Origin of the sequence: Planktophila warneckei (SeqCode), assembly GCF_965234675.1 — a bacterium.
GTDB lineage: Bacteria > Actinomycetota > Actinomycetes > Nanopelagicales > Nanopelagicaceae > Planktophila > Planktophila warneckei.
Map to the genome: position 1 here is coordinate 355,473 of NZ_OZ248350.1, position 23,352 is coordinate 378,824.

Sequence of the window (23,352 nt, forward strand, 5' to 3'; positions counted from 1 at the left end):
TTTATTCAGGATTGATCAAAGTAAAGGTCAATCGGTTATGGCCGCTTTCGGCTGCGTAGTTCCATTCCGCGGCTAGGTCATTAAACATCTTTGTTCCTAAGCCTGCTTTGCCTTTAGTCATCGGCTCACCATTTGAAATGATTGTGATTGTAAGTAAATCTTTTTTCAGAATGCCAGAAACTTTGATATCCGTTGCTTTGGCGTGACGAATCGAGTTGGCAACCGCTTCTTCAATCAATTGGACTGAGCTTCGCGAGACGTTTTCATTGAGTTGGTCAAAAGAAGGCAGAGCGACTGAAATATCAGCAATTCCTTTCCACCCATCAATAATCTTTTTGATCTTTACATCTGGTGTTGCCATTCGGGTATAAGAAATATTAGTGAGATCCTGATTCAAAAGTCCAGATGCGCGTTCAAGTGCTTCTTGGGCAAGCTCTGAATCGCCACTCTTAGCCGCTTGTTGTAGCAGCAGACTGCTTGCAGTTAACCCGGCTTGAATCTCGCCATGAAGGTAATTTGCTAAATCAGCTTTGCGTCGCGCAGCACCGCTTTCATTTACTGATGAAAGGTATCTTTCGCCTGAGATGTGTTTTTCTAGGCTTGTAATAACTTCGGCGCGCTGTCTATTGATAACTGTGTATCCATTCACAGTTATTAGCAAGGCAATATATGAAACTGAAAGAAGCAGCTGCCCTAAAAAGATTGCAGCTGAATTACTGCTGATAGCCAAGTTTCTTGGAACAAAATCAAATTGAATATAGAAAGGCAAAAAGAAACTGGTGCCTAACAAGAATAGGTTCGACCCAGCACGATTTAAGATCTTGAATCTATAAACTAATTCAGATAATCCAAATATTGTAAGGTCAAAAAAACTGACTAAAAGACAGTGAAAGATTGCGATTTCAAATCCGTAAGCTCCATTTAGTCCCACGAATAGATAGGGGACCGAGATGATGACAACTAAGAAAACACGCAAACGGGTTTCAAGTAATGCAATTTGAACAAGTGTCCAGAATGAAATCTTGGGTGATTTAACTGCGTTTTCGCGCCATAACTCTGCGCTAGCGGGACGTATATCATCATCGATGAGATGTTGGATTTTTTCAGCCTCATTGGTGTAATCGCTAAGCTCGTTTGGCCGTTTGATTAATTTCTGAATATCACTTGCAAGGTTCGATGTGATGAATTGCAATCGAGCAATGGTTTCATCTGCATTTGAAGATCCTTGGGGCAAAATCGGTTGGCGTTTATGAGTCTCTTGCTCACGTTGCATTGCTTTGGCAAAAAGCTCCCGAAAGGTATTTTGATAGTTTCGGCGAGATTCTATAAAGACTGCGACACCTACAAACCATTGTGGCAGTGCAACCATCGAATTAAAGACCTTATATCCATCGCTAACCGTCTGCACCAAATCAAATTGAGCCACACAAATGTTGATTACTAAGCCTCGGGTTGCCCCTAATAAAAAGAGAAATCCAAGGTCAAACTTCCAGTTTCTCCATTGCTGAGATTGCGCAACCCCTACCGTCACTAAAGGAATCAGCGCAACATGGGAGATCAAAGCAACGAGTCCCCATAAGCAAGCCTCGTTAAAGTTCTTGACTGTGTGATCAGCGGCGAGAATCAAGACAACAATGTCGATCGGAATTGTTGTGAAGAAGATTCGCCAAGTGATCCAGGAAGTTCTCTTCACCTAAACACCTTGGCCCTTATTCTCAAAGAAGGCTCTTACGATTTGTACTCGCTGATTTGTATCTGCAGATTTTGGAATACCTAAGTGTTTTGAAATACGAGAGATTGATTTATCAATAGCTTGTTCAGAAACTCCTCGGGCACGTGCAATTTCAGATGTGCTCAAACCTTCAGCAATCTCTTTCATAATCTCGATCTGCAATGTTGAAAGTGCTGACAAGGGACTGTTGCGGCTCCATGGGAATGAGCGTCGAGTTAACGGCTTCAGTACAGCAAGAGAAATTTGTGCCGCTATCGCAGATGTTGAATTCATATCAAGTTTATTTAAATAGATCGCACCTTCAGGAAGGTTTGGAAGGTTAGATTCAATCAGTCTCGGATCTTTGTAGGTTGTTAAGAAAACAATTCCGATATTTGCATTTCGTGATCTGAGAGCAATGGCCACATCAATTCCTGTTGGCCCAATGCCCAAATCAAGATCCAGTACTGCAACCTGGGGATCAAATTCGCTCTGTGCAGCCAAAGCTTCAGCTGCTGTCGCGACCCTAGCCTTCACATCAAAGCCTTGAAGAACCAACGCATCTCCGAGCAGCGCACGCGTAAATGCATCATCCTCAACCAGGATCAGGCGTGCATTTCTCATTTAACTAGGATGCCAGTACTTCACGTGCGACACTACAAAACAGAGAAAAAAAATGGAATTTAGGTTGTTTTACCCAACCAGCACTAGTTGTTTCCTCCAACCTGCAAATTAGGAGAAGGGGGATTACCCCTCACCATGGTTACCTAATAGTGAGGAAACGGTCATGAAATCGACAGATTTTAAGTCTCATGCCCGACTTCGACGTGCGGTAATTCTGATCGCTGTCTTCTCAGTATTTTCATACACAGTTGCCCAAGCTGCGGACACGACAGGCACCAAGGGACCAATTGGAACGACAGGCAAAACTACAACCGGTGTTACAGGTCCTGTTAAGGGAACAACAACTTCAAAATTAAAATCAGACATCATTGTTATTAATGCACCAGTTAAAAAAGTTTCGGGTGCAACTGGTGCAACTGGATCAGCTGGTGCGCAAGGTCCTGTTGGTCCGCAAGGACCTGAAGGCGAAGAAGGAATGGTTGGTCCTCAAGGACCAGAAGGTTTGCAAGGAATTCAAGGTATACAAGGAATTCAGGGACCTGTTGGTCCGCAAGGTCCGCAAGGTGTTGCTGGTGTTGCAGGAGCAAAAGGTGAAAAGGGAGATACCGGTCCACAAGGACCGGCAGGACAAAACGGTGCTAACGGAAGCAATGGTTCGGGAGGATCATTTACCTATGTAGTTGATGGAACATGCGGAGCTGACCAAAAAGTTTACGATATAACATACGATGGAAAAACTCTAAAAACTTATTGCGCAGCAGATCAAAAAAATGGAACTGGATCCGAAAATGCCGCCTCAACAAGTTGTGGTACCGATGAGTTTTTAACCTCCGTGTCTGAAAGCTCATCAGGAGTATTTACATCGACATGTGGAGTACCACCTGGAATTTTAGGCTCACTTAAATTAGAAAATGATCAATCGAGCTCAGCTACTTGTTCAACTGGATTTGTGATTGATGGCATGATTTTTGCTTCACCGACGCTTAAGTACCACTGTGTCCGAAATGGCAGTGGGACTGCTGTTGCGTTCGATGATAGTAATGTAATTGAGAAGAGTTGTTCACCCGAAGATTCTTTCGGATTAGGTTCGCTAAAAGTTACAAAAAGTGCTCCATTCCAGTTGACGGGGGACTGCTTGCAGACAATCCCAAGCGGAATAACTTCATCTATCAACGCGGCTATTAGCGGACTACAAGGAGCCTTAAGGCCATTTACGCAGGATGGCACTCGAACTTGCGAATCGGGCAAAGTAATTGACGGAATTGCTCTTTCATTGTCGCAAGTTAGATATCACTGCATTACACCTAGTGGCTCGAGTTCTGATTTCTCTAACTTGTCAGTCAATAAGAGAACATCAACATCAGAGTTTACTCCGACACAGGAGTGCTCAAGCGGTGACGCAGTTAAAGGTATGAAATTCAACAGTTCTGGTGAACTCTCATTCTTATGTACATCAGTTGGCGGCTCCAGTGATGGAAACAGCAGTGATGGATACAAGCACGATGACAGCGATTACAGCCGCTATGGTGATGGAAATCCAAACACCAGAGTTGCTCTATCTGTTGCTGGATTACTTGGTCCAGCTCTGACTTCAACGGGGACAACAAGTTGCACACTGCCACAAGTTGTAACCGCATTAACAATTGATGTTGATGGAAACTTTGGAGTTTCTTGCGGAACTCCAACTTCGGGATCTCTCTCATCATCATCGGTCAGCAGTACTCAATGCTCTGGCTCATCTGGTTTTGCTAATGGTCTTACTTATTCAAATTCAAAGTTAACGATTGCATGTACTGGGACTATTCCAACCTTTAGCGACAATGCTTACTTCAATGGAGTAAGCGGTGGAACTTTCCTCTATGACGGTTCTAACTTTAGAGTCACTATTCCTTCAGGAGTTTTGGGATCTACATTTTCACTGGATTCTCAAAATGACACATGTTCGGGATCGGATAAAGTCTCAGGACTCACCTTTACCAGTAGTGTCTTGAAGGTAGTTTGCACAAGTGATGATGTGACAGCGATTTCTCAAGTTGCAATCACATCGTTAACAGTTGGAAGTAACCCAACAATTGGTTGGACTTCTTCATCTAGAAAATTAACTTTAGGAATCCCTGCCGGCGCAACCGGGGCTAAAGGAGATACCGGTGCGACCGGTGCGACCGGTGCCCAAGGCTTGAAAGGTGACACAGGTGCAACTGGACCTGCTGGTGCCGATGGCGCTCTTGCCGTTACATCTGCTGCAGTTTCAATGGGTGCAGTTGGATCAACACCCACTGTTTCTTTAGTTTCGAAGAAGTTAACTTTTGTTCTTCCTTTAGGTGCAACAGGAGCCACAGGACCTGCTGGCCCAACAGGCCCTGCTGGTCCAACAGGAGCTGCAGGTAAGAATGGAACAGATGGTGCTGATGGGGTAACTCCAACTATTGCCGTGAATTCCTCTGTAACCAATGGATCTCCATCAGTATCGGTTTCTCAAACAACTTCTAATGGAGTTCCGCGATACACATTCTCATTCACACTGCCAACAATAGTTGCGAACTACACAGAGAAGTACGTGTGTATTTCATCTAGAGATCAATCGATGACTTTGTTGAGCAGCTCAAGTTCAAGCTGCTCGGGCACGAAAAACAAAATTCTATTGGACACAACACCGTGATAATGATGGAGAGACAATAAATGACACCTGATCAGGAACAAGAAAAACCCGCTCGAAAGACGCCTAAAGTGCGTCAATCAACAGTGGTTAATGATTCAACAGTTGTCGCTCCAAAACGTAGCCGGGTGAAAATTTCTACAGGTGACCAGAGTGCGCCGAAGCGAAAGATGAGTCAGAATTCGAAGACTGCCCTCTTAATGATTGCTTCTTTCTTTGTTGGTTCAATTCTTACCTACTCGTACTCCACTTCATCCGCGGATACTCCAACCGCCTCTACTTCAACCTTTACAGAAGTTATTGCTGGAAAGGTAGCGCTAACTGAAGGTGAATTAGTTGATGCAGTGAAACAACTAGGAGTAGATGTTTACTGGGCTGGTCCAGTTAAAGGCGCAAAGTACACATTGGCAGTTCCGGCAGAGGGTCAGGCTTATGTGCGATATTTACCAAACGGAGATGGCCTAACAGATACACAACCAAATTACGTTGTGATTGCTACATATACAACTACCAATGCATTTAGTGCGACACAAGCTGCCGGAAATCAAAGCAATGGCGTTACCTTCATTAACACTGAAGGTGCTGCCGTGTATTACAACAAGGACACACCAACAAATGTTTATGTGGCATATCCAAATCTGAATTATCAGATCGAAGTATTTGATCCGATCGCTGCAACAGCACTTGATATTGCGAGCAAGCAAGGCGCATTGAGGTTGGTGAAGTAATGCCAAACAGCCAAGAAGATTTATTGCATGGTGAAATCACACAACGCCTGAACGGTTGGGCGGTGCGTAACAATGTTGCATCCGACCATATTGTTCAGTCATTGGCTCAAGATCTTTCACAAGAAGAAAACTTAGCCATTTGGGCAGGGATGGATCCTTTCGAGTATCTGCCGCAGCCTTATCCAACGGTGGGAAATCGCTTCTTCAATTGGGCAAAGCAGTTGGCAAACATCAGAAATGTATTAGTTTTCATTCCAGTAGCAATTACTTGGGAAGCGGTAAGTAAGGCAACTGAAGCATTCGCAAAGTTTGTCGAAACAAATAATGCGACGACAGTAAATTTCTTGGAGTTCTGGCAAAACGGTTATGAAGTATTACCTGCGTTCTGGACCATCAGTCATGTGGCAAGTTTGGACTTTGCAATTATTCTTGGCGTGATTGTTTTAAGCCTTGTTTCAACATATTTCAATACAAAGGGCTCAGCAATCAACAAGGCAGAGGTACATCAAATAGATGAAGAGCGTCTGGAAATGGCGCTTGCGCTGAAGATGTATTTATACGCCTTGCGAGAGATCGATAAGAACAATGTAGAAGAGGGCATTGCATCCTCTGTATCTGCCTTACTTTCAGCTACTAACTCACTTGCAAAAAGCGCAAAGCAACTAACCGCTGTTGTTGAAGAACTAGAAGGTGGAGTTCCTGCTATTAATGAATTTGGTAGCCGTCTAGGTAATGAATCGGAAAAACTAGTAAAGCAGGTTGGCAACCTCACAAAAGCTTTGAGTGGAATAAACGACTCGATTACCGGTGAACTTCGCGATGCCGTCAATTCCGCAACTATCGGGCTAGATCTTGCCAATGATGAGCTGGCGCAATCGACTAACTCAATTCGTTCAAGCTCGGAAGCTGCCGAAAATGAGATTAAGTCTCTTCAGACGCTAATTAAGAAAGCCTCACGGAGTAAGTAATGAGAAGAATTTATGTTGATCCAGTCGAAGAGGATCTAACCGGACAAGCAGGGTGGATGTACACCGACTTGATGCTTGCCCTCATGGTTATCTTCTTAGCAACGATCTCATTTGTTCCACAATTTACAGGTAACTCAAATGCTGCGGCAGATCCAAATAATCCTGATTATTCGTATTCAAAGATTTTTGATGAAAGCATGAACACCTTGTATGAAAGTTTTAGTCTCTCTCAAATTAAATTGGATATTTCACGATTTAAGAACACACATGGATTGCCAGCAGACGCAGACATAGTCTTTGCGCAATATGTAGGCGGCTATTCATCTGGGTCAGAGAATCCATCAAGTGCTATTGCGCGCGCACTCTCATTCAGTCAAAAGCTGGACAAAGCAGATCATGACTTATTAGCTAGCGCAGCCACGACATTGAGCTCAAGCAACGTGCTTCGCACAAATCAAGTAATTGTTCGATTTACCTTTGCAACCCCTTCAAAGATAGGCAACTAATGAAAACCAATGGAGTAATAATGAAGAAAATCCAAATCCTAGCCACATCAATTCTCTTGATGTCGGTTGCATTGTCCTTTTCGGGCGCAAACGCTGAAGAAAATGGCAAAGGGGGAGAAGGCGACAAAGGAAACAACTCATCACAAGAGTTCAAAGGGGCTGCGATTCGATCTCATGGTCACCCAATAGCAAATCTTAATGAAGCGCCAACTAATGGATCTCGACAATCGCAAAGTTCATATGTTTCCAATGATGACGAAGGTTCGGAAATTGAATGGCAGAAGTGGAATAAGGCAAACACTAGAGCCACAGCTAAAGCCGTGGGTTCGGCGGCTTCGAACCCAATTATTTATCACGCCGGCGGCCCATTAAATGTTTATTCCGGAAATGTACAGATTATTCCGGTGTGGGTCGGAAATTGGGATGCAACGAGAAAAGCAACATGGAACGCAATCCTGGGCAATTTGGTTACATCATTAGGTGCCGGAAGTATTAACACGGACAACCATGTGTTTAAGACAAATCTGGGATATTTCACATCAAATGCACCTTCGCTAACTTGGCCTACATCAACTTCAGCCACAGTTGCCGCAAGCGGTTCGGTTAAGAATGGATTGATTCAAGTAAGCGATGCGAATGTTGCCACATATATCAACAATGCCATTAAGAGCAAAGTGATTAACGCTGGCGTGAAGCCAATCTATGTTTATTTGGGAGCAAATAACACCAGACTCTCTTCTGGTTTTGGAACCGCATATTGTGGTTGGCACTCAATTGGAACGATTGGAGTTAGAAATATTCCGTACATTGCGGTGCAAGATTTCACGTCAACATATGCTCGTAGTTGCGCAGCTCAAACAATCAGTCCAAATGGAGACTATCAACTAGATGCGGTAGCAAGTATTTTGGTACATGAGATTGATGAGGCACTTACCGATCCTGATTTGCGGACTTGGTATGACGCAACAGGCGCAGAGAATGCCGATAAGTGCGCTTGGGCTTTTGGCGCTTCAAACATCCTCAACGGTGCTAAGTGGAATTTTCAGACCCCTGGAAACACCACGAAGTACTACATTCAGATGAATTGGCTGGCAGATAACAAAGTTACAGATTCCATTACTGGTTCTGCCTGCGTAGTTACGAAATAAGTATGCGTAAGTGGCTTGTAGTACCTGTTGCAGCGACCATGCTGTTTCAGGTGCTACCTGCCCATGCGGCGGTTAAAGCGGCAACGGTGGCGCATGTGGGGGATCAATGTCTACGCGATGGGAAAGTTGCTCCTGGTCGCGCAATTGATGGCACTGACTTAGTGTGCATGAAAGCAACACTTGGTACTTCAAAGGGTGAACTTCTTTGGTGGTACTCGAAGTTAACTCCAATCAAGATCTTTGAAATTATTGCCCCAATCGTTTCTCGTAACTCGGATTCACCTGAAGTTGTTGCAAGCCGGAGCGCGGACCGCATTGGTAAAGCAATCGGTACTGCTCTGAAGAATGAAGAGTTGGTGAAAGATTATTCAAGTAAAAACTTTAGCGGTGGTTCTGGAACTTGGGCACTTGGAACCTTTCAGGCTTACAAGAATCGCCTAGCAACCTCATTTATAGGAAGCCAGACTCTAATTGCTGGATTAATTACGACAAAATCAACTTTGAAGCTCTCGGATTCAAAGGCTATTGCTCGATTAGTCCAAGAGCATGAAGCTATTGCAGTTCCTGCTAACTCTAAGTATCAAACACTTGAGCAACTAATAAATGATCTGAAAAACAATCCAAAAGCAGTAACTTTTATCGGTGGCGCGGCTGGGGGAGTAGATCACATCTTCATGGCAAAGATTTTCAATTCAATGAACTTAGATCCAAAGCAGGCTATTTATTCACCACAGAATTCAGGCTTTGATGTCATCACAAAGAGCTTGACAGACAAAAGTTATGTTGCGCTGTCTACTAGTGGTGATTTTGTTGCTCAGGTAACTGCCGGAAAGATGCGAATACTAGGTGTTGCTTCACCAGAAAAATTATCATGGTCCAAGGCCAAGACTTTGCAGCAGCAAGGCGTTAATGTCATTTACGGGAATTGGTACGGAATCTTTGTTCCTCCACAATTTAGTGATGTCGATACAAGTAACTTCATTCACCTCCTGGATGTATTCCACAATTCTCGTATTTGGCTCAAGACCCTTTCAGATAATTACTGGAGCGAGGGCTATGTGGGACAAAAGGATTTTGTCGCTCAAATTGAAGTTGAAACAGCAGAAACTAAGGCAATTCTGCAGCAACTCGGGTTTTAACCCACTTATTGGTAGATTGCGCATCTGAATTTCAAATCGCTCGAGGAGAACCATGTCAAAGAACACTCTTTTAAAGGTATTTGCGGTTTTGGCCGTAGCTGCAATTGCATTTGCATCATTCACATCACTCGGAGGGAACGACACAGTGTCAGATTCATCAGGACTACCTGCTGTAACAGGTAACGCGGGCGAGGCCCCAACAATCACACCTCCAACAGGTGCTGCACCAACAACATTGCAAACAAAAGACATCATTGTTGGAACTGGTACAGAGGTTCAAGCTTCATCAACTCTGACAGTTCATTACACATTGATGACATGGTCAAACGGTGCACTCATTGAGTCATCATGGTCTGGCGGACAGCCAGCAACATTCCCACTCTCTGGCGTTATCGCTGGATGGCAGGAAGGTTTGCCAGGAGCAAAGGTTGGCGGACGTCGTTTGCTAGTTATTCCAGCTGACAAGGGATACGGTCCAAATGGTTCAGGTCCAATCGGTCCAAATGAAACCTTGATCTTCGTAGTGGACATCATCGCCGTTTCATAATCACGCTTAAGAAAAACCCCGCTGACCTAATGGTTAGTGGGGTTTTTCATTTGTATACCGTTTGTTCACCTATAACTTGTACCCTGCTGCAATGAAGAAAGTATTTGCCGAGTTCCTGGGAACCTGTCTTTTAGTAGCAATTGTTGTCGGTTCAGGAATCATGGCAACCAACCTTTCACAAGACGTTGGCGTTCAGCTATTAATCAACACTATTTCAACTGTTTTTGGTCTTTATGTTTTGATTCAAATCTTGGGACCGATAAGCGGTGCACAATTTAATCCTGTGGTCACCTTGGTTGATTTGATTGAAAAGAAAGCAACAGTCCTTACCTTTGTTCAATACGCAGCCGCTCAAGTTACAGGTGCGATTTCAGGTGCAGTGTTGGCTAATGCGATGTTTAGCCATGCATTATTTGAAACAGCGACGAAATCACGTTCAGGTGGAAATCTTTATCTGGGCGAGATCGTTGCGACCGCTGGTCTCATTCTCTTGATTAATTTAATGCTCGCTCAGGAAAAAACAGCGCTCATCCCTGTAACTGTTGCTGCCTGGATCGGAAGCGCCTACTTCTTCACTAGTTCAACTTCATTTGCAAACCCTGCCGTCACAATCGGTCGAATCTTCTCGGATTCATTTGCTGGCATTGCGCCAGGATGTGTTTCTAAATTTATCGCAGCTCAAATTCTCGGAGCTTTAATCGGTCTGGGCCTAACGAAGGTGCTAACTAATGACAAATAAACCGACTGTACTTTTCGTCTGCGTCCACAACGCAGGTCGCTCTCAAATGGCAGCAGGCTTTATGCGCGAACTTGGTCAAGGTCGAGTTGAAGTTTTATCTGCAGGAAGTGCACCAAAGGATTCAATCAATCCGATTGCAGTTGAAGCTATGGCTGAAATTGGAATCGATATTGCTAACAACACTCCCAAGGTATTAACTCCTGAAGCGGTTCAAGAATCAGATGCCGTCATCACCATGGGTTGTGGCGATGTCTGCCCGTTCTACCCAGGAAAGCGTTATGAAGATTGGGTGCTTGATGATCCTGCAGGACAGGGGATTGAACCAGTTCGAGTAATCAGAGATGAGATTAAAAAGCGCGTAGAGCAACTGCTTTCTGAACTACTAGTCTAAAGTAAGCGGTTATGAGCAACTCTTTAAAGTTAGCTGTAGTTACCGGTGCAAGCTCCGGAATAGGAGCTGCCACAGCTACGCTCTTTGCAAATAATGGATACCAGGTAATTGCTGGTGCGCGCCGATTAGATCGACTTCAGGTGCTTGCAGCAACCAACCCCAACATTGAAGTTCATGAGCTTGATGTAACCAACCAAGATAGTGTTGATAAATTTGTTCAGGCATTAAATGGGCGCGCAGTTGATGTACTAATCAACAACGCTGGTGGCGCCTTTGATTCAAGCTCAGTATTAGATTCAGATCCAGCGATGTGGACAAAGAGCTATGAAGTAAATGTCATTGGCACTTTGCGAATGACTAAAGCGATAGCCCCATCAATGATTGCGAATGGAAACGGCCATATCGTCATCATCTCTTCTACCGCAGGCCATGTTGCCTACGAAAATGGTGGAAGTTATGTCGCAGCAAAGTTTGCTGAACGCTCGCTTGCAAACACTTTGAGACTTGAACTCAACGGAACTCCAATCCGTGTTACAGAAATCGCTCCAGGTATGGTTAAGACTGAAGAGTTTGCGCTGAATCGTAATTCTGGAGATTCAGCAAAGGCCGCCAAGGTTTATGAAGATGTTGAAAATCCATTAACCGCTGAAGATATTGCCGACAGTATTTTCTGGACATCATCTGTTCCTGGCCATGTAAACATTGATTCCTTAGTAATTCGCCCAGTTGCGCAAGCAGCCAACCACAAAGTTTTCAGGGGCCAATTCAAGAAGTAAGAATTGATTTAGCGATTGCTAAATCTTTTTCAAAGACCATCAACTGAGGCCCATCTAAAGTTTGAGTCAATGTTGCTTTGATATTTGAATCAACTAATTTCTGTAAAGCCATTTGCGCCTCGATGTAATTGGCTGGCGTAGACAGTGGTTTGAGCAGACCGTATTGATCTTTTTTGCCCGCCTTGATGGGCGTAACAATCAACTTTCGGTTCGATGAAAAACCCCATTTCAAAACGACAACAAGCAGCGCTAATCCAACAAATCCGCCAAAGGATTGCAAGAAAAGCCCGTTATTGATTCCGCCCAGCATGGATTAAGCCTACTTAAACAGGACGCAACTCACACCTTTTCAAGATGCATCACCTTGTTGGCACCTTTACGGTTTCATACATTAAATCTAGAAAATCGGAGAGTTCATGAAAAAGCTTGCGGCAATAGTTTCAGTTCTATTCTTAGTACTCAGTGTTCAGCCGGCAAACGCTGCCGCAAAGGTGAAGGTTGCAAATTCAAGCAAGATCTCAACAAAGACAGGTCTAGTTTCAATTACCGTTTCAGGTCTTCCAAAGGAACACGGAATCTATATTTCACAATGTATGGGAATCGACAAGGGAAAGACAGAACCAGCCGCGTGCAACCCTGCAAAAGCTTCAAAGCTGTGGGTTTCAAATGTTCCAGCTGATTTAAAGATGGGCGCGACTCCAGGAACTGGAAAGCTATCTATCAAGGTCGATAAGTACTTCAAGGATGGCGACTGCATCCACACAAAGTGCATCATTTATGTAACCAATGATCACAATGCAACAGATAAATCATTTAGTCAGGCAATTCCTTTTAAGTTTGGTGGAATTAATCTTTTTTAGTTTCAAGCCTTACGAGTAATGCCCCGAAAGGGGCATTACTCTTTTCCCATGAAACTAACTACTTGCCTTTGGTTTAACGGCCATGCTCGAGAAGCCGCCAACTTTTACACAAGTATTTTTCCCGATAGTTCTGTTGCGGATAATTGGATTGCACCCACAGATACCCCTGGAAACAAGCAGGGTGAAGAGATCGTCGTTAACTTCACGATCTTTGGGCAACCATTCATTGGCCTTAACGGTGGACCACAGTTCCCACATAGCGAAGCGATCTCTTTCCAGATTCCTTGTGCTAATCAAGCTGAGATTGATAAATACTGGGATTTATTAATTGCCGATGGCGGACAAGAAAGCCAATGCGGTTGGCTGAAAGATAAGTTCGGAGTCTCTTGGCAGGTAACTTCCCCTGAAATGAATGAGTACTTGGGCGGTTCAGATCCTGCAGGATGCCAACGTGCGACGCAAGTGATGCTTGAAATGCGCAAGATTGATTTAGCTGCAATGAAGAAGGCATACCTAGGAGAGTAATCGATGAGTGGAAATAGAGTTTCGATAGTTGCTGGTGTATTACTTGCCTTTATTGGAACCCGATTTCTTGAAGGTGGAAATCTATTAATCACAGGTGTTGCAACCTTGTTGGCGGCGATGATGACTAGAACCTTTTGGGAAGTTCTTAAAAGGATTAAGAATTACTTTAAAAAATCTATTTAACGGGAATTAAGATTCCCATTTCGTAGTCATCAGCCATCGGATTGAGCATGGCGTCATACAGTTCAATGTGTGGGGCTTCGCGCATTTCTAATCCTGCAGATGGAAATACAACGCCGTAAGCTTCACCGTAACTCGGTGCAAGTGACTCGATGTTTCCAAGGTGCGTAACCTCTAAATAGTTGCCAGCGGGAATAGTTGTTAATTCAAATCCCTCAGGAGCAACGTAGCCAGCTTTAACTTCAACTCCAGCAACATAATGGAGTTTCCCTGATGTTCCATCAATTGGAGTAACAACACCAAAAGCGAGATTTCCTGCGGGCATATCTGACTTTGGAAATTCTGCCCAGAATTTTTTCCATGCGTTTGGGATAGCGGTTGGGTCATAAAGATCAGAGATCATGATCGAGTACAGATCAGTTGGTGCGCCACAGATGATGCGCTCTGGATGTGGCTTAGTTCCATTGTTTCTTACGGCCATAAGAGCGCTCCTTGTATTTTCCTCAGTATTTTCCGATGCGCAATTAAATCAGTGACTGATACCGTTTTCCAGTGCCAACACTTCGCTCACTTTTGGATTCGCCCGATCAATCGGTACGCCTAAAGGCAGCCCTAGCTGCGGGAACCTATCCAGAGCCTGAGTTCATCGAAATTTTGATTACTCAATGTGCAATTGAGCCTGACTTCTTTGTGCGAGATACCTTGTCATGGGCGTTAATGCGAAATGACATTCCGCAAGTAGTAAAGCGATTAGAGACTGAGTTGCAATCAGCCAATATTCAAGCCAAGAGCCAAGCGATTCACACACTTTCAAAGATAGGCGATAAGAACAACTACAAATTAATCACTGATGAGATGCTCTTTGATGAAGATGACTTTGTAGCCGCAACTGCTTGGAGAGCTGCATCTGTGTTAGTGCCAGATGATCAAAAGCCAATTCTTGTTGCAAAGTTGATTACTCAACTTGGTCGCGGGGATTCAGACACTCAATTCGGATTAACGCGATTCCTTTGTGCGATTGGCGAACCCATTGTTCAGCCGCTGACAGAGGCAGCTAATTCATCAGATGACGCCGTTAGTAATCAGGCGAAGTTCACCTTGCTGAGATTTAGAGAGATGCAGCTGGAAAGCAAAAAGCCTTCAAATAATTGAAGGCTTTGTCTCGGACTTACTGTCGTAAGTGGGTGGTGAGGGACTCGTTATCAAACCTTCAAACCATTCCCTTTGACCCACTATGCGGATATATCCGATCTTTACTCATCTCCAATATTAGGGATGGCCAGGGACAAATCAAGGGTATTGAATGTCCATTTAGTCTTTTTGGGAGGTAAGAGCAGAAATGACTGCTCAAAATCCCAAATTGCCAGAACTCTCCTTTACCCTTTTGGAATGCAAACTAGGGGACCTTTTGCAAAAGGACTATTAATTGCCCTTGCCATTGTCCTAATTCCCGTCACTGCCGTTTCCGCTCAAAAGATAACTCCTGGCAGTTCGTGCAAAGTCTTTAAACAAAAAGTTGTTTATCAGAATAAGGCTTATACATGCATCAAGTCAGGCACGAAGTTGGTTTGGAACAAGGGAGAAATAGTTGTTGTAAGTACCCCTACGCCAAGTCCTGGCAACTCTTCAGTTGAACAATTGGCACCTACCTCTTTCTCTAATCTATATGAAAGACGAAAAGCGATTGCCTACACTGCTTGGAAATTAACTTCAGATGCTATTTCACAGGGAAAATCTTCTTTGAAAACCCCTGAAATAATTATCGGACCGAATACAAAGCCTTCTCAGACCCCCGCTTTACAAATTTTCGAGTTAGTTTCCAAGGCCTTTAGCATGTATAAAACCCCTGATATTTTTTATGAAATCCAGTACTCATTCGAAGATATCTCGTGGGCAGAGGAAAAACTAAAGTCCCTCATTGGATCATATAATTATGATGCAATCAACGCCAATGAAAACGGACATCTTGTTGATGGAAATTGCATGTTACACGACATACTTTTCCCTCAAAATATAGACTGTGGTGGTGCAAAACAGATTACAACTGTAAACGGTATAGCAGTTATTCTTTTGAGCATTCCAAAAGTTCTAAACTTCGGCGACCCAATGACTCAAGCAAGGTCCGTGATTGGGCAAGGAGAGGCTCACGAATTCTTCCATTCCTTACAAAGAATGGTAATTGGAAATAATGGTTGGACAAATGGTGCTTATCCACCACCTTGGGTAATAGAAGGTGGAGCCGAAGTCACTGGAAATTTGGTTATGTCGAGAAATTCTTTTTCTGAATATCTCAAGTGGCGAAGAATAGACACTTCCTCAGTGTCGGGTAAACAGATTAGTTATTTGCAAAATTATTTAGACGCTCCAACATACAATTACGATGGAGCCTATAGTTATGGAAGTTTAGTTATGGAAACCTTAGTGGCATTAAAGGGCCCAGGCGTTCTTTTAGAACTGTGCAAGCAAACAGATGAAAAAGGATTTGAACCTGCATTTTTCTCCATATTTGGAACCACTTGGAAAGACGCCAAGCCGATTATCGCTAAAATAATCTATGAGAATTTTAGAAGTGATAATTAGTGATGAGTCTAAAAAATAGTTGTGCCCATATAAGCAGGGTGTTGATTAGTCTAATGTTTTGTTTGCTACTTTCTAGTCCCGCCCTTTCTGCCCAAAAGGTCACTCCTGGTTCTACCTGCAAAGTATTGAATCAAAAGGTTGTTTATCAGAATAAGACATACACATGTGTTAAATCAGGAAAGAAGTTGGTTTGGAATAAAGGAGTTGCAATCGTTAAGCCAACTGCCACACCAACTGCCACACCAACTGCCAGACCAACTGCCACACCAACTGCCACACCAACTGCCACACCAACTGCCACACCAACTGCCACACCAACTGCCACACCAACTGCCACACCAGCTCCCACTCCCACTCCCACAATGGCTCCACTTGTTCCCATTAGTTTGGACAATTTAGACATAAGTCGTGTTTCACTGGTGGCATATCAAAGTGTAATGAAGGACTATGACTCTCAAGTAAAAAAGATGGCACCAATAATTTTTTATGTAGATCCATCAGTTTCAAATACATGGATTTCAGAAGAGCAAAACCGTTTGAACCGCATATATACATTTCTGCAAAATTATTTTTTACCTCAGTCAGTTAATGCACTTTATTGGATAGATACGAGCGATTCCACAATTCAATGGGCTCAAACAAAATATAACTCTTGGAATTCACGCATATCGCATGATTTCCAAAATGATAAAAGTGGCCCACCATGCGGTAATGGTTATGCAGTTGCATGGGCTGAAACTGTAGGTAACGTATCATTTGATCGTTGGGGATATGTAAGTTGCAGTGGTGAAAATACGCCAGACAAAGCATTTAAGCCCATCCATGAATATTTTCATTTGTTTCAATCAGACAATCATTCCGTTGGTCCTAATTCGGTTGAATGGCTGGTAGAGGGTTCTGCAGATTTCTATGGACAAATGCTTGGATTAAATTATGAGAACCCTGCAAACCTGATCGTGCACAGAGCGATGATGACCAATTGGGTGAGTGAATCAAAGCATTTAACTCAAGATCAATTCATTAAATTGATGCAAAACATGGAATCGTCAGAGTGGAATCATGCTTCCTATTACCTTGGCTCATTAGCAACGGAGGCTCTTGTTGCGGTCTATGGAAATGAGCAATTTCTCAAATTTGTGAAGGATTGGAAAGAATTACCTGACTGTAGAATGCAATGCATCACTACTCCTAATAATTTTGCCACAAGATTTGAAAAATTCTTTGGTGTTACACCATTAAAATTCTATGAGAAGTTATACCCATATTATGTTGGAATGAATGAGTATTATCTAAAGAAGTGATTACTGGATATAAAGATTTGGCAGATAAATCCACTATTCAAGGGTTTGATCTACATCCAAGGTTTGGACATAGAGCTCGGATTCACTTACATAAGTGGGTGGTGAGGGACTCGAACCCCCGACCCGGTGATTAAGAGTCACCTGCTCTACCAACTGAGCTAACCACCCGAGGCATCCAGGCGCCGGAAACGCTTGAATGCAGGGGGAAACCTATCAGCAACCCCCGCCTTGCCGCACATTCCCGACACACGCATACTGGGCGTGTGAGTCACATCGAAATAAGGATTGCCCTAGTTCTGAGCCTTGCTGTGGCGGGAATAACGCCATCTCAGGCAACCTCAGTGGCATCTGGATTATCTGTGATCGAAGTGCAGCCAACAAAGGGACGAGCTGCGAAAACCGGATACACCCGTGCGCAATTTGGCCAGACATGGGCGGATGTAGATCGCAACGGTTGCGATACCCGCAACGATATTTTGAAACGAGATTTAACCGGCGAAGTATTTAAAGAGAAAACACATGAGTGCGTAATTCTCTCCGGAACTTTGATCGATCCATATTCGGGGGAGACCATCAACTTTGTACGCGGAAATGTGAGCAGCATGGAGGTGCAGATCGACCATGTTGTTGCCTTGTCCAATGCTTGGCAAACAGGCGCATTTAAATTAACAGTTCAGCAACGCACTGCTATGGCAAATGATCCGCTGAATTTGCTGGCGGTTAAGGGTCGCTTGAATTCACAAAAAGGTGATGGTGATGCAGCTACTTGGTTGCCACCGTTAAAGAGTTATCGCTGCGATTATGTTGCACGACAAGTAGCGGTGAAGCTGAAATACAAGTTGTGGTTTACCGCTCCCGAAAAAGAGGCGATCGTACGAATCTTGAAGAGCTGCCCTGAAAAGGCGTTGCCTACCTCTTAAAGTGCGTCGCTACCGCGCTCGCCGGTGCGAATACGGACAACAGTTTCAACTGGTGTAACCCACAACTTTCCATCACCAATTGATCCACTGTTAGCGGTGCTAACAATTAAATCAACGATGTGATCGCACTCTGCATCATCTGCAAGTACTTCGATGCGAACCTTTGGAATGAAATCAACTGTGTATTCAGCCCCACGATAAATCTCAGTGTGACCCTTTTGGCGGCCAAATCCGCGGGTTTCAGAGACTGTCATTCCGTGTACACCATCGGCTTGCAGGGCGCGCTTAATATCATCAACCTTTGAAGGCTTAACGATCGCTGTAATGAGCTTCATTGTTATCTCTTTTCCTGGTGCCTAGTACCGGTTTGAATTTCCAGTGATGTCATACGCAGATTCAGCGTGATAGGTCGTATCAAGACCTGTTAGTTCATCATCGCGAAGAACACGGAATCCGATAGTGCGTGAAATTAGTGTTGCGATCAACCAGGTCGCACAGAATGAGAATGTGGCAACAGCGGCAATTGCAATCAGCTGCTTAGATAGCAATGCAGCAGAGCCATTGATGAATAGACCTTCTTTGCCGGTTGCATTAACTGTGACCGTTGCAAACAAGCCAATGCCAATCATTCCGATAATTCCGCTGACGCCATGGACTCCGACAACATCTAGTGAATCGTCATAGCCAAACTTGTATTTGCGAGAAACGGCGTAATTTGAAACAACACCTGCGATTAATCCAAGGATTAATGCGCCAATCGGATTGATGTAACCACATGCAGGAGTAATGACAACCGCACCTGCGATCGCACCTGATGCAACACCAAGTGTTGTTGCCTTTCCATCCCGGCGCTTTTCGTAGAACACCCATGACATCGATGCTGCAGCTGATGCGATCTGTGTGTTGATCATCGCTGTTGCAGCAAGTGATCCCGCAGATAGTGCGCTTCCTGCGTTAAAGCCAAACCAACCAAACCACAACATTCCTGCACCAAGTAGAACAAGTGGCATGTTGTGTGGTCGCATTGGATCGCGCTTGAAGCCATCGCGCTTTCCCAGAACAAGTGCGAGCGCCAATGCTGCTGCACCTGAATTAATCTCAACAACTGTTCCACCTGCAAAATCAAGTGCGCCTAGTTTGTCGATGATCCAGCCACCATTGCCGCCTTGGCTCGCAAATGCCCAGTGCGCTACAGGGATATAAACCAGTGTTACCCAAACGCCTACGAATAAAACCCATGATCCATACTTTGCACGATCTGCAATTGCGCCAGATAACAGCGCAACAGTGATGATTGCAAAGGTTAATTGGAACATCGCAAATGCAAGAGTTGGAATTTGATGACCTTCAGGGCCAACTACCTGATCAAGTGTTTTCGAAAGACCTACATTGCTGAAGTTACCGATCAAACCGTTTTGTGAAGTTCCGAAAGTTAATGAGTATCCGTAGAGAACCCAAATAATTGTTGTTACGCCAATTGCGGCAAATGACATCATCATCATGTTCAGCGCGCTTTTTGCTCGCACCATTCCGCCGTAAAAGATTGCCAATCCTGGAGTCATAAATAAAACAAGTGCACCACTTGCTAGTACCCAGGCTGTATCGCCGCTATTGATCACGTTCTCTCCTTTAGGAATCGAGAGGTATTCCTAGGAGAGAAAAAGTATCAGTGAGTCTCGTTATAGCGAATGTATGAAGCGTTAATTTCTGCTTCCGCGGCGACGTGTCCGACCCATTCTCCGCCAAATACCTCTTTGCCAGGTTCAAGTGTCTTGTAAACCTCGAAGAAGTGCTTGATTTCATCTAATTCGTAGACAGGAACATCTTCTAGATCCTGCAGATTTGATTTACGAACATCACCGGCTGGAACACATAGAAGCTTGTCATCGCCGCCCTTTTCATCGGTCATGCGGAACATTCCGATAACGCGGCATGAAACAACGCATCCTGGAAATGTTGGCTCATCCAACATCACTAGTGCATCGAGTGGATCTCCATCAAGAGAAAGCGTGTTCTTCACAAATCCATAATCATGAGGGAAACGTGTTGCTGTAAAGAGCATGCGATCTAGGCGAACTTCACCCGTGCTGTGGTTGATCTCGTATTTGTTGCGTGATCCTGCTGGGATTTCAACTACGACGTCGAAAATCATTTCAGTCCAGCTCTCTACTCAATCGTGCAAGGGTGAAACAACTTCAATAAAACTTGGGGTGAACGACGGGGCTCGAACCCGCGACATCCCGGACCACAACCGGGTGCTCTACCAGCTGAGCTACGTCCACCATGCGAAGCAAAGTCTACCTGTTGTTACGAGGTGGTTGATGCCTCGTTTTGTGCGGAGATAAAGACTGATTGGCGGTAATACGCCAGTTCAGCAATTGAATCTTGAATATCGCCCAGCGCTCGGTGGTTTCCGGTCTTAGCAGGGGCGTTGAAGTAGGCCTTTGGGAACCAACGGCGGGCTAACTCTTTAATACTCGAAACATCGATAGTTCGATAGTGAAGGTAATCATTGAGCAGCGGCATATCGCGTGCGATGAAGGAGCGATCAACACTGACGGAGTTACCGGCAAGTGGAGATTTTCCGGGCTGCGTTGATGCGCTTTCTAGATAAGCAATGACGCGGGCCTCTGCTTCCTGAACCGAGATGCCATTAGGAATTTCAGTGATCAATCCAGATGTGGTGTGCATCTGCGTTACAAAATCATTCATGCCCGCCAACTGCTCGGCGCTCGCTTTGATGACAACATCGACACCATCACCGATCACATTTAATTCAGAGTCGGTTACGAGGACGGCGATTTCGACGAGGACATCTTTTTCAAGAGATAACCCCGTCATTTCGCAGTCGATCCAGATCAGGTTCGGTTGTTCATTGGCCATGCGCGCCTGGCAGGAATCGAACCTGCGACAACCCGCTTAGAAGGCGGGTGCTCTATCCGACTGAGCTACAGGCGCCTGTAGGGGTCGAATGCCAAGTCTACCGACATGAACCACTAAGGTTTCGTTCCATGGCTGAGTTCATTTATACGATGAAGAAGGCGCGTAAAGCGCACGGTGACAAGGTCATCCTTGATGATGTCACGATTATGTTTTATCCCGGCGCCAAGATCGGTGTCGTTGGTCCTAACGGAGCGGGTAAGTCCACCGTCCTTCAGATCATGGCGGGATTGCAGCAACCATCTAATGGTGAGGCGTACCTGACTCCTGGCTACACAGTCGGAATCTTGTTGCAGGAGCCTCAACTGGATGAAACTAAAAATGTAATTGATAACGTGAAAGAGGGCGTTGCCGAAACTGTTGCGATGCTTGCCCGTTTCGACGAAATCAGCGCCGAGATGGCAAACCCAGATGCCGATTACGACAAACTGCTTTCTGAAATGGGAGAGCTGCAAGAGCAGCTTGATCACCGCAACGCATGGGAACTTGATTCACAGTTAGAGCAAGCGATGGATGCATTGCGTTGCCCACCACCTGATGCAGATGTTTCTGTTTTATCTGGTGGAGAAAAGCGTCGCGTTGCTTTGTGTAAGTTGCTATTGCAAGCACCAGATCTTTTGCTTCTTGATGAGCCTACAAACCACTTGGATGCTGAATCTGTTTTGTGGCTTGAGCAGCATTTAAATAAGTATGCAGGCGCAGTTGTTGCGATTACTCACGATAGATACTTCTTGGACAACGTTGCGCAATGGATTCTTGAACTCGACCGTGGTCGTGCATATCCATACGAAGGAAATTACTCGACCTACCTTGAGACAAAGGCAGCGCGTTTAAAGGTTGAAGGTCAGAAGGATGCAAAGCGCGCAAAGCGTTTGGCAGAAGAGCTCGATTGGGTTCGTCAAAATGCAAAGGGTCGCCAAGCAAAATCAAAGGCACGTCTTGCACGTTACGAAGAGATGGCTGCAGAAGCAGACAAGATGCGTAAGTTGGATTTTGAAGAGATTCAGATTCCACCTGGCCCACGTCTTGGAAATGTTGTTATTGAAGTTAACAACTTAACAAAGGGCTTTGGAGATCGCGTTCTTATTGATGATCTTTCCTTCACGCTTCCACGTAACGGAATCGTTGGAATTATCGGCCCTAACGGTGCAGGTAAAACAACGTTATTTAAGACTTTGATGGGCATGGAACCGGCAGATTCAGGCACTGTAAAAATTGGTGAAACTGTAAAGATTTCATATGTAGATCAGAGCCGCGGTGGAATTGATCCGAAGAAATCTTTATGGGAAGTTGTTTCAGATGGCAATGACTTTATTAAGGTCGGCCAAGTTGAAATGCCTTCACGTGCATATGTTTCTTGCTTTGGTTTCAAGGGTCCAGATCAGCAGAAAGCTGCAGGAGTTTTATCAGGTGGAGAGCGAAACCGTTTGAACTTGGCGTTAACGCTGAAGCAGGGTGGAAACCTATTGCTGCTCGATGAGCCAACAAACGACCTTGATGTTGAAACATTGGGATCACTTGAAAATGCGTTGCTGGAATTTCCAGGCTGCGCCGTTGTGATTTCTCACGATCGTTGGTTCCTTGACCGCGTAGCTACTCACATCCTTGCTTACGAAGGAGATGCGAAGTGGTTCTGGTTTGAAGGTAACTTCGAAAGTTACGAAGCAAACAAGCTTGAGCGATTGGGAGCAGAAGCATCTCGTCCTCATCGCATGACATATCGAAAGCTGACTCGCTAATGAGATATCAAAGTAAGCAATATGTTCGCTGGGGCGATCTAGATGCATTCGGTCATGTAAACAACGCGACCTACTTGATCTATGCACAAGAAGCACGCTTTGCCTGGTCAAAGATGCTCGAAATGGTTGTTGCTCGTGCCGAAGTTGATTTCATTGCACCGATCTACACCGGCGATATCTACATCGATGTTGAAATTTGGGTTCATAAGATCGGTAACTCTTCATTTGCTCTTACCTATGAAATGAAGAATGGCGATGAGTTAGTTGCACGTGTAAAGACAGTTCAAGTAACTGTTTCTATGGATACAAAGAAATCTCGTCCCATCAATGACGCTGAACGAGAATTCCTGACGAAATACCTCGAAACGGAGTAA

Annotated in this window: 28 protein-coding genes and 3 tRNA genes; 19 read left to right on the plus strand and 12 right to left on the minus strand. The window is 44.5% G+C overall.

Going from position 1 to position 23,352, the window contains the following annotated elements; all coding sequences use genetic code 11:
- Window position 1 precedes the first annotated feature (1 nt).
- Window positions 2-1,693, minus strand: a complete 1,692-nt coding sequence (locus tag AC8GFU_RS01955; RefSeq protein ID WP_506626827.1) for a sensor histidine kinase — start codon at window positions 1,691-1,693, stop codon at window positions 2-4.
- Window positions 1,694-2,335 (minus strand): response regulator, encoded by a 642-nt coding sequence (locus AC8GFU_RS01960; protein ID WP_506626828.1) that lies wholly within the window; start codon window positions 2,333-2,335, stop codon window positions 1,694-1,696.
- A gap of 163 nt (window positions 2,336-2,498) precedes the next feature.
- Between AC8GFU_RS01960 and AC8GFU_RS01965 the strand changes: the two genes are divergently transcribed.
- From AC8GFU_RS01965 to AC8GFU_RS02010, 10 genes are all read left to right on the plus strand, one after another.
- Window positions 2,499-4,994 (plus strand): autotransporter outer membrane beta-barrel domain-containing protein, encoded by a 2,496-nt coding sequence (locus AC8GFU_RS01965; RefSeq protein WP_506626829.1) that lies wholly within the window; start codon window positions 2,499-2,501, stop codon window positions 4,992-4,994.
- 20 nt (window positions 4,995-5,014) lie between these two features.
- Entirely contained in the window at window positions 5,015-5,719 is a 705-nt protein-coding gene (locus AC8GFU_RS01970) for a hypothetical protein (protein WP_506626830.1), read from the plus strand.
- On the plus strand, window positions 5,719-6,687 hold the full coding sequence (locus AC8GFU_RS01975; protein ID WP_506626831.1) for a hypothetical protein: 969 nt from the start codon (window positions 5,719-5,721) through the stop codon (window positions 6,685-6,687). Before AC8GFU_RS01970 ends, AC8GFU_RS01975 begins: the two co-directional genes overlap by 1 nt.
- The gene (locus AC8GFU_RS01980; protein ID WP_506626832.1) at window positions 6,687-7,193 is read left to right on the plus strand and encodes a hypothetical protein; all 507 of its coding nucleotides are present in this window, start codon (window positions 6,687-6,689) and stop codon (window positions 7,191-7,193) included. The genes AC8GFU_RS01975 and AC8GFU_RS01980 overlap by 1 nt, the downstream gene beginning before the upstream one ends.
- Window positions 7,194-7,213: 20 nt before the next feature.
- Window positions 7,214-8,341: a hypothetical protein gene (locus AC8GFU_RS01985; protein ID WP_506626833.1), complete on the plus strand. Its 1,128-nt coding sequence runs from the start codon at window positions 7,214-7,216 to the stop codon at window positions 8,339-8,341.
- A 2-nt stretch (window positions 8,342-8,343) separates the two neighbouring features.
- Entirely contained in the window at window positions 8,344-9,480 is a 1,137-nt protein-coding gene (locus AC8GFU_RS01990) for a tripartite tricarboxylate transporter substrate-binding protein (protein WP_506626834.1), read from the plus strand.
- A gap of 52 nt (window positions 9,481-9,532) precedes the next feature.
- The gene (locus tag AC8GFU_RS01995) at window positions 9,533-10,027 is read left to right on the plus strand and encodes an FKBP-type peptidyl-prolyl cis-trans isomerase (protein WP_506626835.1); all 495 of its coding nucleotides are present in this window, start codon (window positions 9,533-9,535) and stop codon (window positions 10,025-10,027) included.
- Window positions 10,028-10,118: 91 nt separating this feature from the next.
- A complete protein-coding gene (locus tag AC8GFU_RS02000) occupies window positions 10,119-10,766 on the plus strand; it encodes an aquaporin (protein ID WP_506626836.1) in 648 nt (215 codons plus the stop codon).
- On the plus strand, window positions 10,756-11,157 hold the full coding sequence (locus AC8GFU_RS02005; protein ID WP_506626837.1) for an arsenate reductase ArsC: 402 nt from the start codon (window positions 10,756-10,758) through the stop codon (window positions 11,155-11,157). Before AC8GFU_RS02000 ends, AC8GFU_RS02005 begins: the two co-directional genes overlap by 11 nt.
- Window positions 11,158-11,168: 11 nt before the next feature.
- Window positions 11,169-11,933: an SDR family oxidoreductase gene (locus AC8GFU_RS02010; RefSeq protein ID WP_506626838.1), complete on the plus strand. Its 765-nt coding sequence runs from the start codon at window positions 11,169-11,171 to the stop codon at window positions 11,931-11,933.
- On the opposite strand, the gene AC8GFU_RS02015 is transcribed toward AC8GFU_RS02010, so the two are convergent.
- A complete protein-coding gene (locus AC8GFU_RS02015) occupies window positions 11,923-12,243 on the minus strand; it encodes a hypothetical protein (protein ID WP_506626839.1) in 321 nt (106 codons plus the stop codon). The genes AC8GFU_RS02010 and AC8GFU_RS02015 overlap by 11 nt on opposite strands.
- A 106-nt stretch (window positions 12,244-12,349) precedes the next feature.
- On the opposite strand from AC8GFU_RS02015, the gene AC8GFU_RS02020 reads away from it, so the two are divergent.
- Genes AC8GFU_RS02020 through AC8GFU_RS02030 form a run of 3 tightly spaced genes read left to right on the plus strand, consistent with a single transcriptional unit; the run spans window position 12,350 to window position 13,501 of the window.
- The gene (locus AC8GFU_RS02020; RefSeq protein ID WP_506626840.1) at window positions 12,350-12,793 is read left to right on the plus strand and encodes a hypothetical protein; all 444 of its coding nucleotides are present in this window, start codon (window positions 12,350-12,352) and stop codon (window positions 12,791-12,793) included.
- A gap of 48 nt (window positions 12,794-12,841) precedes the next feature.
- Window positions 12,842-13,318 (plus strand): VOC family protein, encoded by a 477-nt coding sequence (locus AC8GFU_RS02025; protein WP_506626841.1) that lies wholly within the window; start codon window positions 12,842-12,844, stop codon window positions 13,316-13,318.
- 3 nt (window positions 13,319-13,321) lie between these two features.
- Window positions 13,322-13,501, plus strand: a complete 180-nt coding sequence (locus AC8GFU_RS02030; protein WP_506626842.1) for a hypothetical protein — start codon at window positions 13,322-13,324, stop codon at window positions 13,499-13,501.
- On the opposite strand, the gene AC8GFU_RS02035 is transcribed toward AC8GFU_RS02030, so the two are convergent.
- On the minus strand, window positions 13,494-13,979 hold the full coding sequence (locus AC8GFU_RS02035; RefSeq protein WP_506626843.1) for a GyrI-like domain-containing protein: 486 nt from the start codon (window positions 13,977-13,979) through the stop codon (window positions 13,494-13,496). The two genes, AC8GFU_RS02030 and AC8GFU_RS02035, sit on opposite strands and share 8 nt — an antisense overlap.
- A gap of 71 nt (window positions 13,980-14,050) precedes the next feature.
- On the opposite strand from AC8GFU_RS02035, the gene AC8GFU_RS02040 reads away from it, so the two are divergent.
- Both AC8GFU_RS02040 and AC8GFU_RS02045 read left to right on the plus strand, forming a co-directional pair.
- Window positions 14,051-14,650: a HEAT repeat domain-containing protein gene (locus AC8GFU_RS02040; protein ID WP_506626844.1), complete on the plus strand. Its 600-nt coding sequence runs from the start codon at window positions 14,051-14,053 to the stop codon at window positions 14,648-14,650.
- A gap of 237 nt (window positions 14,651-14,887) precedes the next feature.
- Window positions 14,888-16,078 carry a hypothetical protein gene (locus AC8GFU_RS02045; protein WP_506626845.1) on the plus strand — a complete coding sequence of 397 codons (1,191 nt, stop codon included), beginning with the start codon at window positions 14,888-14,890 and terminating at the stop codon, window positions 16,076-16,078.
- A 145-nt stretch (window positions 16,079-16,223) separates the two neighbouring features.
- On the opposite strand, the gene AC8GFU_RS02050 is transcribed toward AC8GFU_RS02045, so the two are convergent.
- Complete coding sequence (locus AC8GFU_RS02050; RefSeq protein ID WP_506626846.1) at window positions 16,224-16,427, minus strand: hypothetical protein; 204 nt, start codon at window positions 16,425-16,427, stop codon at window positions 16,224-16,226.
- A gap of 13 nt (window positions 16,428-16,440) precedes the next feature.
- Between AC8GFU_RS02050 and AC8GFU_RS02055 the strand changes: the two genes are divergently transcribed.
- Entirely contained in the window at window positions 16,441-17,379 is a 939-nt protein-coding gene (locus AC8GFU_RS02055) for a hypothetical protein (protein ID WP_506626847.1), read from the plus strand.
- A gap of 95 nt (window positions 17,380-17,474) precedes the next feature.
- Here the strand turns inward: AC8GFU_RS02055 and AC8GFU_RS02060 are convergent.
- Window positions 17,475-17,547 (minus strand) — tRNA-Lys (locus AC8GFU_RS02060).
- A 95-nt stretch (window positions 17,548-17,642) separates the two neighbouring features.
- Between AC8GFU_RS02060 and AC8GFU_RS02065 the strand changes: the two genes are divergently transcribed.
- Window positions 17,643-18,299 (plus strand): HNH endonuclease family protein, encoded by a 657-nt coding sequence (locus AC8GFU_RS02065; protein WP_506626848.1) that lies wholly within the window; start codon window positions 17,643-17,645, stop codon window positions 18,297-18,299.
- On the opposite strand, the gene AC8GFU_RS02070 is transcribed toward AC8GFU_RS02065, so the two are convergent.
- The 6 genes from AC8GFU_RS02070 to AC8GFU_RS02095 form a co-directional block, all read right to left on the minus strand.
- Window positions 18,296-18,634 (minus strand): P-II family nitrogen regulator, encoded by a 339-nt coding sequence (locus AC8GFU_RS02070; RefSeq protein WP_506626849.1) that lies wholly within the window; start codon window positions 18,632-18,634, stop codon window positions 18,296-18,298. The two genes, AC8GFU_RS02065 and AC8GFU_RS02070, sit on opposite strands and share 4 nt — an antisense overlap.
- Window positions 18,635-18,655: 21 nt before the next feature.
- Window positions 18,656-19,918 (minus strand): ammonium transporter, encoded by a 1,263-nt coding sequence (locus AC8GFU_RS02075; RefSeq protein ID WP_506626850.1) that lies wholly within the window; start codon window positions 19,916-19,918, stop codon window positions 18,656-18,658.
- Window positions 19,919-19,965: 47 nt separating this feature from the next.
- Window positions 19,966-20,451, minus strand: coding sequence for an inorganic diphosphatase (locus AC8GFU_RS02080; RefSeq protein WP_506626851.1), 486 nt, complete (start codon window positions 20,449-20,451; stop codon window positions 19,966-19,968).
- A 54-nt stretch (window positions 20,452-20,505) separates the two neighbouring features.
- Window positions 20,506-20,581: transfer RNA gene (locus tag AC8GFU_RS02085), tRNA-His, on the minus strand.
- A gap of 25 nt (window positions 20,582-20,606) precedes the next feature.
- Window positions 20,607-21,182, minus strand: coding sequence for an oligoribonuclease (gene orn, locus AC8GFU_RS02090; protein ID WP_506626852.1), 576 nt, complete (start codon window positions 21,180-21,182; stop codon window positions 20,607-20,609).
- A gap of 1 nt (window position 21,183) precedes the next feature.
- Window positions 21,184-21,257 (minus strand) — tRNA-Arg (locus tag AC8GFU_RS02095).
- A gap of 53 nt (window positions 21,258-21,310) precedes the next feature.
- Between AC8GFU_RS02095 and ettA the strand changes: the two genes are divergently transcribed.
- Window positions 21,311-22,978: an energy-dependent translational throttle protein EttA gene (gene ettA / locus AC8GFU_RS02100; protein WP_506626853.1), complete on the plus strand. Its 1,668-nt coding sequence runs from the start codon at window positions 21,311-21,313 to the stop codon at window positions 22,976-22,978.
- A complete protein-coding gene (locus AC8GFU_RS02105; RefSeq protein ID WP_506626854.1) occupies window positions 22,978-23,352 on the plus strand; it encodes an acyl-CoA thioesterase in 375 nt (124 codons plus the stop codon). The genes ettA and AC8GFU_RS02105 overlap by 1 nt, the downstream gene beginning before the upstream one ends.